The sequence below is a fragment of the Roseomonas mucosa ATCC BAA-692 genome (assembly GCF_000622225.1).
In the GTDB taxonomy this organism is placed as follows: domain Bacteria; phylum Pseudomonadota; class Alphaproteobacteria; order Acetobacterales; family Acetobacteraceae; genus Roseomonas; species Roseomonas mucosa.
In genome coordinates this window covers 1-15,535 of the sequence record NZ_JHWD01000042.1, presented here as the reverse complement: position 1 = coordinate 15,535, position 15,535 = coordinate 1, and the positions used below count along the sequence as shown (strand labels likewise).

Below are 15,535 nucleotides of genomic sequence, written 5' to 3'. Positions count from 1 at the left end.
CCGCCAGCAACTCATCCCGCAGCCGCAGCCCATCTCGGCGGGCAGCCTCTCCCATGGGATGCCGCTGACCAGCACGAACACGATCCCCGTCAATGCCGCCCGGTCCGCCAGCCGCGGCCGCCCGCCCTTGGGCTTGGGCCGCTCGGGCGGCAACAGCGGCTCAATCGCCGCCCAGAGATCATCAGAAACCAAAGGCTTCGCCATGCCCACAGAAACGCATCATACCGGGTTTAGTTAGGCGCTCTAAACACGGAAAGCGCCCGCATCCTGAAAGGGGAGAAGCTGCAACCCCGGCTGGAGGCGGAAGGCGCCGTGGCCTCGCCCGGCACGCCAGAGGAATTCGGCCGCTTCATCACGGCGGAGCGGGAACGCTGGGGCGACGTGATCCGCCGCACCGGCGTCCAGGCCAATTGAGCCAGGGAGGAAAGGCATGACCGATCATCCGGCGATCACGCGCCGAACCGTACTCCTCGGCGCGGGTACGTTCCTGGGGGTATCCACGCTGGCGGCGCCCCGTATCGTCCTGTCGCAGACCCGTTTCCCGGATCACCCGATCCGCGTCATCGTGCCTTTCGCGGCCGGTGGCGTGGCGGACCTCACCGTGCGGGCCGTCGCCAACCCCCTTGCCGACCGGCTGGGGCAGCCAGTGGTGGTGGACAACCGCCCCGGGGCCGGTGGTATCCCCGCCGCGCAGCAGCTGATGAACGCCCCGGCGGACGGCCACACGCTGATGGCGGCGACAAACGGGACGGCGATCAGTCGCACCCTCTTCCACTCGCTGCCCTTCGACCCGCTGCGCGACCTGGCGCCGATCGTGACGCTGGGCAGCTTTCCCATCGCGCTCATCGTGGCGCCCGGTTCCCCCATCAAGAGCTTCTCCGACCTCCTGGAAAAGATGCGGCGCGAGCCCGGGGGCCTGAACATCGGGACGATCAATGCCGGGAGCACGCAGAACCTTTCGGCTGAACTTTTCAAGATCAGGGCGGATGTGAAGGCGGAAACCGTGGCCTTCCCGGCCACGCCGCAGCTCGTCACGGCGCTGCTGCGCGGCGATGTGGACCTGGCATTCGAGATCACGGCGCCTCTGCTCGGCCAGATCCATGACGGGGCCATAAGACCCATCGCGGTCACCTCGACGAAGCGCGCGCCGAACCTGGGTGACGTGCCGACGCTGACCGAGCTCGGCGTGAAGGACTACGATGTGACCTCCTGGAACGCCCTGGTTGCCAGGTCGGGCACGCCCGCCCCGGCCATCGCCGCCATCAACGAGGCGGTGAATGCCGTGCTGGCGCGGCCCGCCGTGCGCGACATCCTCACCCAGTCGGGGGTGGAGCCGCAGGGCGGAACGGCCGAGGCCATGGGCAAGCTCCTGGCGGCCGATACGGTGCGCTGGGCCGAAGTGATCGAGAAGGCAGGAATCCCGCGCCAGTGACGAAGACATCGCCCCCCCGCGACATCCCGACCTGCAAGGGCCCGGACCCGGACACGCGCCCGCCCCGCTACCGGGCCCCGCCAGGCGCCTGCGACGCGCATTGCCACATCTTCGGCCCGGATGCCGTCTTCCCCTATGCGCCTGACCGCGCCTACACGCCGCCCGACGCACCCTTCGAGGGCCTGCGCCGCCTGCATGGCATCCTGGGCATCGAGCGCGCGGTGATCGTCCACGCCTCCTGCCACGGCAGCGACATGCGGGTGACGCTGGACGGCATCGCGCACTCCGGCGGCGCGTATCGCGGCGTCGCCGTGGTGGAGCCCGGCGTGAGCGACGCCGAGCTGGCGCGCCTGCACGAAGGCGGCATTCGCGGCGTGCGCTTCAACTTCGTGCGCCATCTCGGCGGCATGCCGGATATGGGCTTCTTCGAGCGGGTGCTGGAGCAGATCGAGCCTCTCGGCTGGCATGTGGTGCTGCATCTGGACGCGCAGGACGTGACGGAACTGGCGCCCCGCATCGCCCGCATCCGCGTTCCTTTCGTGATCGACCATATGGGGCGGGTGAAGGCGCGGGGCGGGCTGGAGCAGCCGGCCTTCCGGAGCCTGCTGGAGCTGATGCGCAACGACAGGGCCTGGGTGAAGATCTGCGGTGCCGAACGCGTCTCCTCCGAAGGGGCACCCTTCCACGACGCGCTTCCCTTTGCGCGCGCCCTGGTTTCCGTGGCGCCGGACCGCGTGCTCTGGGGCACGGACTGGCCGCATCCCAACATCGCCGGGGACATGCCCAATGACGGCGACCTTCTGGACCTTCTGGCGGAGGCGGTGACGGACGAGCCGGCACGCCGGAAGATCCTGGTGGACAACCCGGCCCGCCTCTACTGGAGCGAGGAGCAGACGGCATGAGCATGCGCATCGCGATCATCGGCTATGGCGAGGTCGGCAGCATCTTCGCGCGCGACCTGCGCGCCGCTGGCGTCACGGAGATCGCCGCCTTCGATCCCGCCTTCGCCGACCCGGACAGCAAGGCGTCGCGGAACGCCGGGCAGGCGGGACAGGCGGCGGCATCCTCTCCGCTGGAGGCGGTGCGGGGGGCGGAGCTGGTCATCGTCGCGGTGACGGCCGGTTCCGATCTGGACGCCATGCGTTCCATCGCGGCGGGCCTCGGCCATGCCCCCTTCGTGCTGGACGTGAATTCCGTGTCCCCCGGCACGAAGCGCGAGGCCACGGCGATCGTGGAGGCGGCCGGCGGCCGCTATGTGGAGGCCGCGGTCATGACCAGCGTGCCGCCCAAGGGTCTCCGTTCGCCCATGCTGCTGGGTGGGCCGCACGCCACGGCCTTCGCCGTGAGCATGTCGGCTTTCGACATGGCCCTGACGGTCTTCTCGGAAGAGGTCGGCCGCGCCTCCTCGGTCAAGATGTGCCGCAGCGTGATGATCAAGGGCCTGGAGGCCCTGGCCACGGAGTGCCTCCTGGCCGCGCGGCGCTACGGTGTGGAGAAGGAGGTCCTGGCCTCCCTTTCCGACACCCTGCCGCATCCCGATTGGCGTGGATTGGCGCGTTACGTGATCAGCCGTCCCCTGATCCATGGCCGGCGCCGCGCGGAGGAAATGCGCGAGGTTGCCCGCACTGTGTCGGAGGTCGGCGTGCCGCCGATCCTCAGTGGCCCGATCGCGGAGCGGCAGGACTGGTCCGCCGATCGCGGGGCAAGGCTTTCCTCGGAGGAGCTGGCGACCGAGGACCTCGACGCGTTACTGGACGCGGTCCTGGCGAAGCTCTGATCCGTCCTCCGGCACGGCAGCCGGCCCGGCTGGGATTGACGGCCCCGGTGAGGCATGATGCCTGGCCGGGGCCGTGCCTTCGGAGGGTGACATCCTGGCGCGTGCCGTCCCGACCGCGCGCACCAGGGCTCCGGGGGAGGAAGAAATGCCGAGGCATCTCGATCAGCAACTCAAGCTGCGGCTCCTGCGGGCTGTCGATGCCATCGGGGCGCATGGAAGCATCCTGGCCGCCTCCCGTGCGCTCTCCGTCACGCAACCGGCCCTGACCCGCAGCCTGCAGGAGGCCGAGGCGCTGCTGGGCCTGCAACTCTTCGAGCGCAGCGGGCGCGGCGTGCGCGTGACGCCGGCGGGGGAGGTGGTGCTGCAATCGGCCCGGCGCCTGCTGGGCGAACTGCGCCGCCTGGATGAGGAACTGGACCGGCTGGTCGGGCGGATGAAGGCCACGATCATGCTGGGCGCCCTGCCCGTGGCCGCCGCCGGCGTGCTTCCGGGCCTGCTGGGGCGGCTGCGCAGCCAGCACCCGGAACTCGTGGTCCAGCTTGTCCAGGGCAAGACGGAGGAGCTCCTCCCCAAGCTGGAGGGTGGGGAGCTGGATCTTGTCATCGGGCAACTCTATCCGCCCGAGAGGCCGGACGGGCTGCTGCGGGAGGCGTTGTACGAGGAACCGATCTCGGTCCTTGCCCGCATCGACCATCCTGTCTTCGAATCCCCCATCACGGCGGAGGCGCTGCGCCGCTGGGAACTGGTGCTGCCGACGATCGGCCAGCGCGTGGGGCAGGAGATCGACCAGCTCCTGGCAACGCTGGGCCTCGCCCCGACCACCTCGATGCGTTCGACCTCCTACGGCTTCATCCGCGAGATGCTGCATTCGACCGACTTCATCTCGGTCATGCCCAATACCATGATGGCGGGTGACCTGCTGCGGGGGACGATCCGCGCGGCACCGCTGCCTGCCGTCTCCCGGCCGCGCCCGGCGGGCTTCATCCGGCGTGCCGATACGCCGCTCTCCGCAGCCGCCGAGGTCCTGGTGGACGGGTTGCGGCGCTATGTCGAGGAGATCGCGGCGCAGGGCCAGCATCCAGGATTGGCCGGAGAGCGGGCTGGAGCTGGTGGGTCCTATGTCGGCCCGGCATAACGCGCGCCGAAGAAGCGATAACACCTTTCCCACTTCGCCGGTCTAGCTTCCACTCTCAAGAGCCCGCACCCATCGCCTCGGCGAAGGGCCGGAAAGCGGGTGGAGGATACGGGGAGAAAAGTCCTGGTGATGCGCAGCCGACAGCTCGATCCCGGGCGCCTGCCCGCCGGCACCTACCTGAACACGGGGGTGACGGCCACCAATGCGCTCCGGCTGAACCGCTTCTGCTACGACCTGCGTCATGCGTCGAAGCGGGATGCCTTCATGGCCAATCCGGAAGCGGCGATGGCGCCCTACGATCTCGCTCCCGAGGACCGGGCGCTTGTCCTGGCGCATGACTGGATCGGCTTGGTGCGGCGTGGCGCGAACGTCTTCCCGTTGCTGCGGCTGTCGCAGCTCTGCGGCGATGGCTTGGCCGCCACGGGCGCGCAGATGCGCGGCGAGACGCTGGAGGAATACCTCGCCAGCCGCAACAGCCGGAAGGAAGCCCCCTGATGGCCCGGATCATCGCCGGCCTCGGTTCGCCCCATGCCCCTTCCATCGGGGCGCTGATCGACAAGGGTGCTTGGCAGGAGCCCGGATGGGAGAAGCTGCTCGACGGCTACCGGCCCATGCAGGACTGGCTGCGCGAGCGCAGGCCGGACGCCGCGATCCTCATCTACAACGACCATGTCACCTCTTTCTTCTTCGACCGCTATCCGACCTTCGCGCTTTCCGTCGCCGGGGAGCATCCGATCGCCGACGAGGGCTTCGGGCCGCGACCCCTGCCGCCCGTCCGGGGCGACGCGGAATTCGCCTGGCATGTCGCGCACAGCCTGGTGGATGACGAATTCGACCTGACCGTCTGCCAGGACATGCCGCTTGACCACGGGGCGCTGACGCCGGTCTCGGCGCTCTGGCCGGATCACGCGGAGGGTTGGCCCTGCGCCATCCTCCCGCTCGCCGTGAACGTGCTCCAGTTCCCGGTGCCGGGGCCGGGACGGCTCTTCCGGCTGGGAAAGGCGCTGCGGCGGGCTGTCGAGAGCTTCCCCAGGGACATGGACGTGGTCGTGCTGGGCACGGGAGGCCTGTCGCACCAGCTGCATGGCGAGCGCTTCGGCTATCAGAACCAGGACTGGGACATGGAGTTCCTCGACCGGCTCCAGGACGACCCGGAGCATTTAGCCGGGCTGCGGCTGCAGGACTTCATCGAGCGCGGCGGCGCGGAAGGGGCGGAGGTGATCATGTGGCTCGCCATGCGCGGCGCCCTTTCCACGCGTGTGCGCTGCCTGCACCGGAACTACCATGCACCGCTGCATACCGGCTTCGCCCAGGTGATCTACGAGGACATGCCGCATGTCGCATAGGGATGAACGGCGCACGGTCGTGCTGGTGCCCGGCCTGCTCTGCGATGCCTCCGTCTGGGTGCCGCAGCGGCACAGCCTGGAACGGGACTACGATGTCCTGGTGCCGGATCTCTGGGGCCTCGATTCCATCGAAGCAATGGCAGGCGCCATTCTTGACATGGCGCCTGAGCGTTTCGCGCTGGCAGGCCATTCCATGGGCGCACGCGTCGCCCTGGCAATCCTGGATCGGGCCCCGGAACGGGTCGAGCGGCTGGCCCTGCTGGACACCGGCGTGCATCCCCGCCGCCCGGGCGAGGCCGCGAAGCGCCAGGAGCTCGTCGATCTCGCCCATGCACAGGGCATGGCGGCCCTGGCCGAGCGCTGGCTGCCGCCCATGGTGCATCCGCAGCGCGCCGGTGACCCCGCGCTGATGCGGCAGTTGGCAGAGATGGTGTGCCGGGCCACGCCGGAGATCTTCGGGAAGCAGGTCAGGGCGCTGCTGAACCGGCCCGACGCGGCGGCGGTCCTGCCACGCATCGACTGTCCGACCCTGGTGGCCTGCGGACGGCAGGATGGGTGGAGCCCGCTGTCGCAGCATGAGGAAATGGCGGCGGCCATCCGCGATGCCGAACTCGCGGTGATCGAGGACAGCGGCCATATGAGTACGGTCGAGGCACCGGCCGCCGTGACCGGCGTGCTGAGTGCCTGGCTGCGCCTGGGAGTGATGGCATGACATCCCTTCAATCCGCGGAACCCGTGATGGACTTGGCCCATCTCGGGCATCTGGAACTGCTGACGCCCAGGCCGAAGGAGAGCCTGCGCTTTTTCGTCGATGTCCTAGGCATGACGGAGAGCGGCCACCAGGGAGATTCGGTCTATCTGCGGGGTTGGGACGACTATGAGCGTTACTGCCTGAAGCTGACGGCGGCGCGCCATTCCGGCATGGGCCACATGGCCTTCCGCGTCAGGAGCCCACAAGCCTTGGAGCGCCGCGCCGCGGCGCTGCGTGCCGGCGGACACGACGTGTCATGGCATGATGGCGATCTGGGCCACGGCCGCACCCTCTGCTTCCGGGACCCGGATGGGCACCTGATGGAGCTCTACTACGAAACGGAATGGTACGAGGCGCCACCCGAGTTGCGGCCGGCGCTGAAGAACCAGGCTCAGCGCTTCCCCGGGCGCGGCGTGAACGTACGGCGCCTCGATCACGTCAATTGCCTCGCCGCCGACATCAAGGCGAACCGCGAGTTCTTCGAGCAGTGCCTCGGGATGCAGTTGACGGAGCAGATCGTGCTGGACACCGGCGTCGAGGCCGGCATGTGGTTCACCTGCACGAACAAGAGCTACGACATCGCCTATTCCCGTGAGAGCAACGGACGGCGCGGGCGCTTCCACCATCTGACCTTCGCCCTGGACAGCCGCGAGGAGATCCTGCGCGCCGCCGACATCTTCCTGGAGAACGGCGTCCATATCGAGACCGGTCCGCACAAGCACGCGATCCAGCAGACCTTTTTCCTCTATGTCTATGAGCCGGGCGGCAACCGCGTGGAACTGGCCAATGCCGGCGCACGGCTGATCCTGGCGCCGGACTGGAAGCCGATCCGCTGGAGCGAGGCGGAGCGGCGGAAGGGCCAGGCCTGGGGCCTGAAGACCATCGAGAGCTTCCACACCCATGGCACGCCGACCCTGGAGGAGATGGACACGGAGGGGATCGTGTACTGATCGAAGGTTCAGGAAGCTGGGGCCGGTCCGGTCCCGCGTCTTTGTTCGGGAGGAAAGAACCATGAGAAGAAGAGAATTCCTGGCGGCTGGTGCCGCGATGACCCTGCCCCTCGCGGCACCGCGCCTGTCGCGGGCCGCGGAGCCGCTCAAGATCGGCCTGATCCTGCCGATGACGGGGCCCTTCGCCTCGACCGGACGGCAGATCGAGGCCGCCGTGCGCCTCTACATGCAGCAGAACGGCAGCGAGGTGGCCGGGCGTCCGGTCGAGGTGATCGTTCGGGACGACGCCAATGTCGCGGATGCGACGCGGCGCCATGCGCAGGAGCTGGTGGTGAACGACAAGGCCGCCGTCCTGGCGGGCTTCGGTCTGACTCCGCTGGCCCTCGCCGCCGCGCCGATCGCGACGCGCGCCAAGGTGCCGCAGGTCGTGATGGCGGCCGCCACCTCCAGCATCACCGAGGCGTCGCCCTTCATCGTCCGCACGTCCCAGACCATCCCGCAGGTGGCCCTGCCCCTGGGACGCTGGGCGCCGGAGAACGGCATCCGCAAGGTCGTCACGGTGGTGTCCGACTACGGCCCGGGCATCGATGCGGAGAAGTGGTTCAAGGAACCCTTCGTGCAGGCCGGCGGGCAGGTGCCGGAATCCCTGCGCGTCCCCCTGGCCAGCCCGGATTTCGCGCCCTTCCTGCAGCGGGCGCGCGATGCCTCGCCGGATGCGGTCTTCATCTTCGTGCCGTCCGGCGCCGGATCGGTCTTCATGAAGCAGTTCGCCGAGCGCGGCCTGAAGGAGGCCGGCATCCGGCTGATCGGGCTGGGCGACGTGCTGGACGACGACATTCTCAACAACATGGGCGACCAGGCGCTCGGCGTGGTCACGTCGCAGCACTATTCCGTGGCGCATGACAGTCCGCTGAACAAGAGCTTCGTGAAGGCCTTCAAGGCGGCCAACAAGGACATGCGGCCGAACTACATGGCGGTCGGCGGCTATGACGGCATGGCGCTGATCTACAAGGCGCTGGAGAAGACCAAGGGCGCTTCCGGCGGGCCAATCCTGCTGGAGGCGATGAAGGGCCTGTCTTGGGAAAGCCCGCGGGGGCCGATCTCCATCGACGCGCAAACCCGCGACATCGTCCAGAACATCTACATGCGCCGCTGCGAGCGTCTGGATGGCGAGCTGTACAATGTCGAGTTCGCCACGGTCACGGCTGTCCGGGATCCGGCCAAGCCGGCCTCGGGCTGAGAGGAGAGGGCGGCGATGCTGACCGTTCTGTTCGACGGCGTGGCCTATGGGATGGTCCTTTTCATCCTCGCCTGCGGTCTCGCGGTGACACTGGGCCTGATGAACCTGGTGAACCTGGCGCATGGCGCCTTCGCCATGGCCGGGGGCTATGCTGCCCTCGTTCTGGTGAATCACTGGGGCGTGCCTTTCCTGGCCGCCCTGCCGCTGGTCTTTCTCTTCTCCGCCCTGCTGGGAGCACTGCTGGAGCGAACGCTCTACATCCATGTCTATGCGCGCAGCCATTTCGACCAGGTCCTGTTCTCGATCGGCCTGGTCTTCATGTCCGTGGCCATCGTGGACTACTTGGCGGGGTCCTCGCAGCAGTTCATCGCGATCCCCGACATGCTCCGCGCGCGGTTCGAGTTCCTGGGCATCAGCATGGGGGCCTATCGGCTGCTGATCATCGTCACCTGCGGCGTGATCGCGCTGGCCCTGCATCTCGCCTTGTCGCGCACGCGCTTCGGCAGCCGGCTCCGCGCCGCAGTGGATGACCCGCGCGTGGCACGGGGGCTGGGCATCAATGTGGGGGTGATCTTCGCAGTGACCTTCGCCATCGGCTCCGGCCTCGCCGGGCTGGGCGGTGCGCTGGGGGCCGAGATCCTGGGGCTGGACCCCAGCTTCCCGCTGAAGTTCATGATCTACTTCCTGATCGTGGTGACGGTGGGCGGCACCAGCTCGATCTCCGGGGCTTTCCTGGCCTCGCTCCTGTTGGGGATCGCCGATGTCGCCGGCAAGTACTACGTGCCGGAGTTCGGCGCCTTCGTCATCTACACGGTGATGATCGCCGTCCTGATCTGGCGGCCCCAGGGTCTCTTCGGCCGGGTGGCAACCCGATGAGCAGCCCCGGCATGAGCTTTCCGCAGCAAGCATCGGCCCAGCTCGCGCGCCTGTCCCGGTGGCATCCCGCGGAATACCTGGCCTGGGCGGCGATCGTGGCGGCTTTCCTGCTGTTCCCCGACCGCTACCTGCTGATCGCGGAGATCGCCGTCACGGCCCTTTTCGCGCTCTCGCTGGACCTCATCCTCGGCTATGCGGGCATTCTCTCGCTGGGCCACGCGGCCTTCTTCGGCCTCGGTGCCTATGTCGCCGGCATCGCGGCGGTGCGAGGCGTTTCCGACCCGCTGCTGGGCCTCGGGCTGGCCTGGGTGGCCGCGACCCTGCTGGGCGGCGCGACCAGCCTGCTGGTTCTCCGTGGCAGCGACCTGACGCGCCTGATGGTCACCCTCGGCGTGGCCTCGGTCCTCTACGAGCTGGCCAACCGGCTGAGCTGGCTCACGGGTGGGGCCGATGGCCTGCAGGGGATGGAGGTCGGCCCGCTCCTCGGTCTCTTCGAATTCGATCTAAGTGGGCAGGTGGCGGCTGTATACAGCCTCGTCGTCCTGTTCCTGGCTTTCGTGGTGGTCAGGCGGATCGTGCATTCCCCCTTCGGCTGGTCCCTGCGGGCGGTCCGGGGGAATGCGCTGCGCGCCGGGGCGATCGGCATTCCCGTCCGGGCCCGGCTGGTGGCGGCCTATACGCTGGGAGCTGGCTTGGCCGGGATCGCCGGAGCACTGCTTGCGCAGTCCACGCAGTTCGTCTCCCTCGACGTGCTCGCCTTCCATCGTTCGGCCGATATCCTTCTCGTGCTGGTGATCGGTGGTGTCGGCTGGCTCTATGGCGGGCTGCTTGGTGCGGTCCTGTTCAAGCTGATGCAGGACGTGCTTTCCAGCCTCACGCCGCAGTACTGGCAGTTCTGGATCGGCCTCGTGCTGGTGGCGCTGGTGCTGATCGGCCGGGACCGGATCGCCGACTGGCTCGCCCTGTTCCGCCGGCGCAAGCCCGCCACTGCCAGCCATGTCCCGGAGCCGGCCGAATGAGCGCAATGCTGCAGGACCTTTCCTCGTCCAGCCCCGAGCCTGGGCCTGCCCCGGCGCTGCAGACGCTGGGCCTGAACCGGCATTTCGGCGGGCTGCATGCGACACGCGACGTCAACCTCTCGCTGGCCCGGGGCAGCCGCCACGCCCTGATCGGTCCGAACGGCGCCGGCAAGACGACGCTCATCAACCTGCTGACCGGCGTGCTCCGCCCGAGTTCGGGCAGGATCCTGCTGGAAGGCGAGGACATCACGGCGCTGCGCCCCGATCAGCGCGTGCGCCGCGGCCTGGCCCGGACCTTCCAGATCAACCAGCTCTTCCCCGCCATGACCGTGCTGGAAACGGCAGGCCTGGCCATTTCCCAGAGGCTCTATGGTGGCCGCTCCTGGTGGCGGTCCGTAGGCAGCCGCCCGGCCGTAGTGGAGGAGGCGGTGGCCATCCTCGAACGATTCCGCCTGTCGGGGGTGATGGGGGAGCGTGTGGTCAACCTGCCCTATGGCCAGCAGCGGCTGCTGGAGATCGCCTTGGCCATCGCCTGCCGCCCCCGTGTGCTGCTGCTGGACGAGCCAGCCGCCGGAGTGCCCGAGGCGGAGCGCGAGGAGATCCTCGACCGCATCGCGGAACTTCCCGGCGACGTCACGGTGCTGCTGATCGAGCATGACATGGATCTGGTCTTCCGCTTCGCCGACCGAATCTCGGTCCTGGTGCTGGGCGGCGTGCTGATGGAGGGCAGCGTGGCGGAGGTCGCCTCGGACCCGCGGGTGAGGGAGGTTTATCTGGGGGAGGGCGAGCATGGCTGACATCCTGGCGGTGGAGCATCTCGCGGCGGGCTATGGGCAGGCCGCGGTGCTGCACGATGTCTCGCTGCGCCTCGCCGAAGGCCGCTCCATGGCGGTGCTGGGGCGCAACGGCATGGGCAAGACCACGCTGCTGAACAGCATCATCGGCGTCACGCGCCGCTTCGGCGGAACGGTCCATCTCGGCGGAAAGGACATCACCAGCCTGTCCCCGGACAGGCGGGCCCTGGCAGGCATCGGCTGGGTGCCGCAGGAGCGCAACATCTTCCGTTCCCTGACCGTCGAGGAGAACCTGACGGCCGTGGCGCGGCCAGGGCCATGGGACCTGCGCAAGGTCTTCGCCATGTTCCCCCGGCTGGAGGAACGGCGCCGCAACATGGGGGACCAGCTTTCCGGCGGCGAGCAGCAGATGCTGGCGGTGGGACGGGCGCTCGTGCTGAACCCGCGACTGCTGTTGCTGGACGAGCCGACCGAGGGCCTGGCACCGATCATCGTGGAGGAGCTCCTGTCGGCGCTCCGCCGGATCATGCGGGACGAGGGTCTTTCGGCGCTGCTGGTGGAACAGCACGCACAGAAGATCCTGGGCGTCACGGACGAAGCGGTGATCCTGGAACGCGGCCGGATCGTGCATGCGGCCCCGAGTTCCGTGCTTCGCTCGGAAACGGAGGTCTTGGAACGATACCTGGGCGTATCTCGAAAGGGGGTGGTGCTTCCCGTCATGTGAGAAGGGCAGGGGCGCCCTCCCACGGGCCGGTTCCTGCGTGCCAGGAGATATAGAAGACAAAAGACTTGGCACGTCGGTATCCAGCTTGTATACAGGTTGGCAGGAAACGATCCGTGTGGAGGCCCCCATGGGCAGTAGGACCCCGACCTTTCCCCTGAATGCATGGTATGCCGCCGCCTGGGATGCGGAAGTGAAGCGGGAACTCCTGGCCCGCACGATCTGCAACAAGAAGGTCGTGCTCTACCGCACCCAGGATGATCGCGCCGTGGCGCTGGAGGATGCCTGCTGGCACCGCCTCGTCCCGCTCTCCATGGGCAGGCTCAAGGGTGACGAGGTGCAGTGTGCCTATCACGGCCTGCGCTTCAACGCGCGCGGGCGCTGCACCTTCATGCCGTCCCAGGACACGATCAACCCGTCGGCGAGCGTGCGCTCCTTCCCTGTGGTGGAGAAGCACCGCTTCGTCTGGATCTGGCCGGGCGACCCCGCCCTGGCCGATCCGGCGCTGGTGCCGGACCTGCACTGGAACCACGACCCGGCCTGGGCCGGCGACGGCAAGGTGATCCACGCCGCCTGCGACTACCGCCTGATCGTGGACAATCTCATGGACCTGACCCATGAGACCTATATCCATGGCAGCAGCATCGGCAACGATGCGGTGGCGGAAGCGCCTTTCGACGTCACGCATGGCGAGAGGACGGCGACGGTGACGCGCTGGATGGTCGATATCGATCCGCCGCCCTTCTGGCGCGCCCAGCTCGGCAAGCCCGGCAATGTGGACCGCTGGCAGATCATCCGCTTCGAGGCGCCCTGCACGGTGGCCATCGACGTGGGCGTGGCCCCCACCGGGACCGGCGCGCCGCAGGGCGACCGCAAGGAAGGCGTCAGCATGGTGGTGATCAACACGATCACGCCGGCAACCGACAAGACCTGCCATTATTTCTGGGCCAATGTACGGGACTACCGCATCCACGAGCAGCGCGTGACGACCGATATCCGCGATTCCATCACCAAGGTCTTCCGGGAGGACGAGATCATCGTCGAAGCGCAACAGCGCGCGATCGACGAGCATCCGGATCACGTCTTCTACAACCTGAACATCGATGCCGGGGCGCTCTGGGCACGGCGGCTGATCGACCGCCTGATCGAGGCCGAGACCGGCGGCGCCCCCGCCCTGCCGGTCGCGGCCGAGTAGCCACGATGTCCCAGAGCGTCGCGGCCCTGCTGAAGCTGCGGGAGGTGATCCTGAGCGGCAGCCTGCCGCCGGGGGAACGGCTCTCGGAGAACGGTGTCGCCGAGCGCCTCGGCGCGTCGCGCACGCCGGTGCGGGCGGCCCTGGCGCGGCTGGCGGAGGAAGGGCTGCTGGAGCCCATTCCGTCCGGCGGCTTCATGGTGAAGGCCTTCACTGAGCGGGAGATCCGCGATGCGATCGAGGTCCGCGGCACGTTGGAAGGGCTGGCGGCGCGCTTTGCGGCTGAGCGCGGCGCTTCGCCGGAAGGCTTAGCCCATCTGCGCGACATCCTGGAAGGCATCGACGCCGTCCTGGTGCGCGACCCCGCTGCCGGAATCGACTTCACCGAGTACGTGACGCTGAACGAGCATTTCCATCAGCTCCTGCTGGAACTGGCGGAGAGCCCGGTGTTGGCGCGCAAGGTCGGGCAGGCCGTGGCGCTGCCTTTCGCATCTCCCAGCGGCTTCGTCATGGCCCAGGGCGCGCTGCCCGAGGCGCGGGTGATCCTGACCGTGGCACAGGAACAGCATCGCAGCGTGGTGGAGGCGATCTCGCTGCGGGAAGGCGCCCGGGCGGAGGCGATCATGCGGGAACACGCCCGCCTCGCCCATCGCAACCTCGCCTTGGCCCTGCGCCAGGGCAAGCTTCATCTGGTCCAGGGCGGCGCCCTGATCCAGCGCCGCCTGCCGGCCTGAACGCGGCGGCGCGTGGGAGGAAAGAGAGAAAGATGCGGTTCGACGGACAGTGGATCACGGCGGTGGTTCGCGGCACGCGTGACCTGACGCCTGGCATTCGCGAATTCATCCTGGCACCCGAGGGCGGTGCGACGCCCTATGCCACCGGCAGCCATCTCTGCGTGCGCGTGATGGTCGATGGCAGGATCGACCTGCGCCGTTATTCGCTGGTCGGCGATCAGCCGCAGGATGGCTGCTGGCGCATCGCCGTGAAGCGCGAGGAGCCGGGCAGGGGAGGCTCTCGCTACATGTGGTCGCTGCCCACCGGAGCGCGCCTCGAGGTCACGGCGCCGGATAGCTTCTTTCAGCTTTCCGGCGATGCGCCCGAGTACCTGCTGGTCGCCGGCGGGATCGGGATCACGCCGATCCGTGGCATGGCATCGGCCCTGCGGCGGCGTGGTGCGCGTTTCCGCATGCTGTATGCCGGGCGATCCCGCGCAGAGATGGCCTATCTCGCCGAACTGGAAGCGGAGCTTGGCGGGCAGCTGGAGGTCTTCAGCGACGCCGACGGACAAAGGATTGACCTGAAGCACGCCTTCTCGTCGCTCGAACCGGAAGCGGAAACCTATATCTGTGGTCCCATCGGCCTGCTGGAAGCGGCGAAGCGCGAATGGGCTGCCGCAGGTCGGCCGCGCGCCCGGCTGGTCTTCGAAACCTTCGGTTCCTCCGGCCGCCATCCCACCGAGGCCTTCACCGTCCGGCTTCCTCGCTTGGGCATCGAGGTGCAGGTGCCGGCCAACAGCAGCATGCTGGAAGCGCTGGAGGCCAGCGGCGTCGGTGTGCTGTCCGACTGCAGGCGCGGAGAGTGCGGCCTCTGCGCGATGGACGTGCTGGATGCCGACGGCATCCTGGATCATCGTGACGTGTTCTTCAGCGACCATCAGCACGAGGAAGGTCGCAGGATCTGCGCCTGCGTCTCCCGCGTGGTCGGTGGCACGATCACCTTGGACACGGCGGATCGTGGCGACGAACAGCTCCGGTCCGGCCCGGAGGTGATGCTGCATTCCTGAGTCACCCTGAGCGCGGCCCGCGACCGGGGGGGGGAACGCAGGGCACTTCCTGCCGGAGGCAAGCTGACGCCCAGCATTCAAGGAATCTTCACGCCCGTCCCGGTTCCCGCATCCTATACCGGTCGCGAAACAGGTTGCCGGGCACTGGATGCAACAGACATTCGTGAGGCGCCACTACCGCACGGTGTTCCTTTCCGACCTGCATCTCGGCCTTCGCGCCAGCCGGGCCGACCTGCTGCTGGATTTCCTGGGCGACATGGATTGCGGGCGGATCGTGCTGGTGGGCGACATCGTGGATGGCTGGCGCCTGCGGAAGTCCTGGTACTGGGACGCCCACCATGACGAGGTGATCCGCCTGCTGCTGCGCAAGGCGCGCGAGGGTGTCGAGATCCTCTACATCCCCGGCAACCACGACGAGATGTTCCGCGACTGGGTGGGGCTGGAGGTCGCCGGCATCCACCTCGTGCAGCAGGCCGAGCACGTCACCGCCGACGGCCGCCGGCTGCTGGTGATGCATGG

At 68.3% G+C, this 15,535-nt stretch carries 18 protein-coding genes; 17 read left to right on the top strand and 1 reads right to left on the bottom strand.

Annotated features, from left to right (window positions below):
- Positions 1-204: transposase (locus tag BT98_RS0119240; protein ID WP_027297419.1), on the bottom strand; the 204-nt coding region annotated here is incomplete at its 3' end.
- Between the two features lie 226 nt (positions 205-430).
- Between BT98_RS0119240 and BT98_RS0119230 the strand changes: the two genes are divergently transcribed.
- The 17 genes from BT98_RS0119230 to BT98_RS0119150 all read left to right on the top strand — a co-directional run.
- Positions 431-1,432 (top strand): Bug family tripartite tricarboxylate transporter substrate binding protein, encoded by a 1,002-nt coding sequence (locus tag BT98_RS0119230; protein ID WP_019463194.1) that lies wholly within the window; start codon positions 431-433, stop codon positions 1,430-1,432.
- A complete protein-coding gene (locus BT98_RS0119225) occupies positions 1,429-2,334 on the top strand; it encodes an amidohydrolase family protein (protein WP_019463195.1) in 906 nt (301 codons plus the stop codon). Before BT98_RS0119230 ends, BT98_RS0119225 begins: the two co-directional genes overlap by 4 nt.
- On the top strand, positions 2,331-3,209 hold the full coding sequence (locus BT98_RS0119220) for an NAD(P)-dependent oxidoreductase (protein WP_019463196.1): 879 nt from the start codon (positions 2,331-2,333) through the stop codon (positions 3,207-3,209). Before BT98_RS0119225 ends, BT98_RS0119220 begins: the two co-directional genes overlap by 4 nt.
- A 145-nt stretch (positions 3,210-3,354) precedes the next feature.
- A complete protein-coding gene (locus BT98_RS0119215; RefSeq protein WP_019463197.1) occupies positions 3,355-4,344 on the top strand; it encodes a LysR family transcriptional regulator in 990 nt (329 codons plus the stop codon).
- A 129-nt stretch (positions 4,345-4,473) separates the two neighbouring features.
- A complete protein-coding gene (locus tag BT98_RS25135; protein ID WP_019463198.1) occupies positions 4,474-4,839 on the top strand; it encodes a hypothetical protein in 366 nt (121 codons plus the stop codon).
- Positions 4,839-5,690, top strand: coding sequence for a class III extradiol dioxygenase family protein (locus BT98_RS0119205; RefSeq protein ID WP_019463199.1), 852 nt, complete (start codon positions 4,839-4,841; stop codon positions 5,688-5,690). Before BT98_RS25135 ends, BT98_RS0119205 begins: the two co-directional genes overlap by 1 nt.
- Positions 5,680-6,402: an alpha/beta fold hydrolase gene (locus BT98_RS0119200; protein WP_019463200.1), complete on the top strand. Its 723-nt coding sequence runs from the start codon at positions 5,680-5,682 to the stop codon at positions 6,400-6,402. Before BT98_RS0119205 ends, BT98_RS0119200 begins: the two co-directional genes overlap by 11 nt.
- Positions 6,399-7,391, top strand: a complete 993-nt coding sequence (locus BT98_RS0119195; RefSeq protein WP_026033582.1) for a catechol 2,3-dioxygenase — start codon at positions 6,399-6,401, stop codon at positions 7,389-7,391. Before BT98_RS0119200 ends, BT98_RS0119195 begins: the two co-directional genes overlap by 4 nt.
- 61 nt (positions 7,392-7,452) lie before the next feature.
- Positions 7,453-8,631, top strand: coding sequence for an ABC transporter substrate-binding protein (locus BT98_RS0119190; protein WP_026033583.1), 1,179 nt, complete (start codon positions 7,453-7,455; stop codon positions 8,629-8,631).
- Between the two features lie 15 nt (positions 8,632-8,646).
- Positions 8,647-9,507 carry a branched-chain amino acid ABC transporter permease gene (locus BT98_RS0119185; protein WP_019463203.1) on the top strand — a complete coding sequence of 287 codons (861 nt, stop codon included), beginning with the start codon at positions 8,647-8,649 and terminating at the stop codon, positions 9,505-9,507.
- A complete protein-coding gene (locus BT98_RS25130) occupies positions 9,504-10,526 on the top strand; it encodes a branched-chain amino acid ABC transporter permease (protein WP_211254407.1) in 1,023 nt (340 codons plus the stop codon). The genes BT98_RS0119185 and BT98_RS25130 overlap by 4 nt, the downstream gene beginning before the upstream one ends.
- Complete coding sequence (locus BT98_RS0119175; RefSeq protein ID WP_169741501.1) at positions 10,523-11,323, top strand: ABC transporter ATP-binding protein; 801 nt, start codon at positions 10,523-10,525, stop codon at positions 11,321-11,323. The genes BT98_RS25130 and BT98_RS0119175 overlap by 4 nt, the downstream gene beginning before the upstream one ends.
- The gene (locus BT98_RS0119170) at positions 11,316-12,044 is read left to right on the top strand and encodes an ABC transporter ATP-binding protein (RefSeq protein ID WP_019462767.1); all 729 of its coding nucleotides are present in this window, start codon (positions 11,316-11,318) and stop codon (positions 12,042-12,044) included. The genes BT98_RS0119175 and BT98_RS0119170 overlap by 8 nt, the downstream gene beginning before the upstream one ends.
- Positions 12,045-12,171: 127 nt before the next feature.
- On the top strand, positions 12,172-13,236 hold the full coding sequence (locus BT98_RS0119165) for an aromatic ring-hydroxylating dioxygenase subunit alpha (protein ID WP_019462768.1): 1,065 nt from the start codon (positions 12,172-12,174) through the stop codon (positions 13,234-13,236).
- A 5-nt stretch (positions 13,237-13,241) separates the two neighbouring features.
- Positions 13,242-13,967 (top strand): GntR family transcriptional regulator, encoded by a 726-nt coding sequence (locus tag BT98_RS0119160; protein ID WP_019462769.1) that lies wholly within the window; start codon positions 13,242-13,244, stop codon positions 13,965-13,967.
- Between the two features lie 32 nt (positions 13,968-13,999).
- Positions 14,000-15,016 carry a PDR/VanB family oxidoreductase gene (locus BT98_RS0119155; protein WP_027297417.1) on the top strand — a complete coding sequence of 339 codons (1,017 nt, stop codon included), beginning with the start codon at positions 14,000-14,002 and terminating at the stop codon, positions 15,014-15,016.
- A gap of 148 nt (positions 15,017-15,164) precedes the next feature.
- Positions 15,165-15,535 (top strand): UDP-2,3-diacylglucosamine diphosphatase (locus tag BT98_RS0119150; RefSeq protein ID WP_027297416.1); only part of this gene is annotated, 371 nt, incomplete at its 3' end.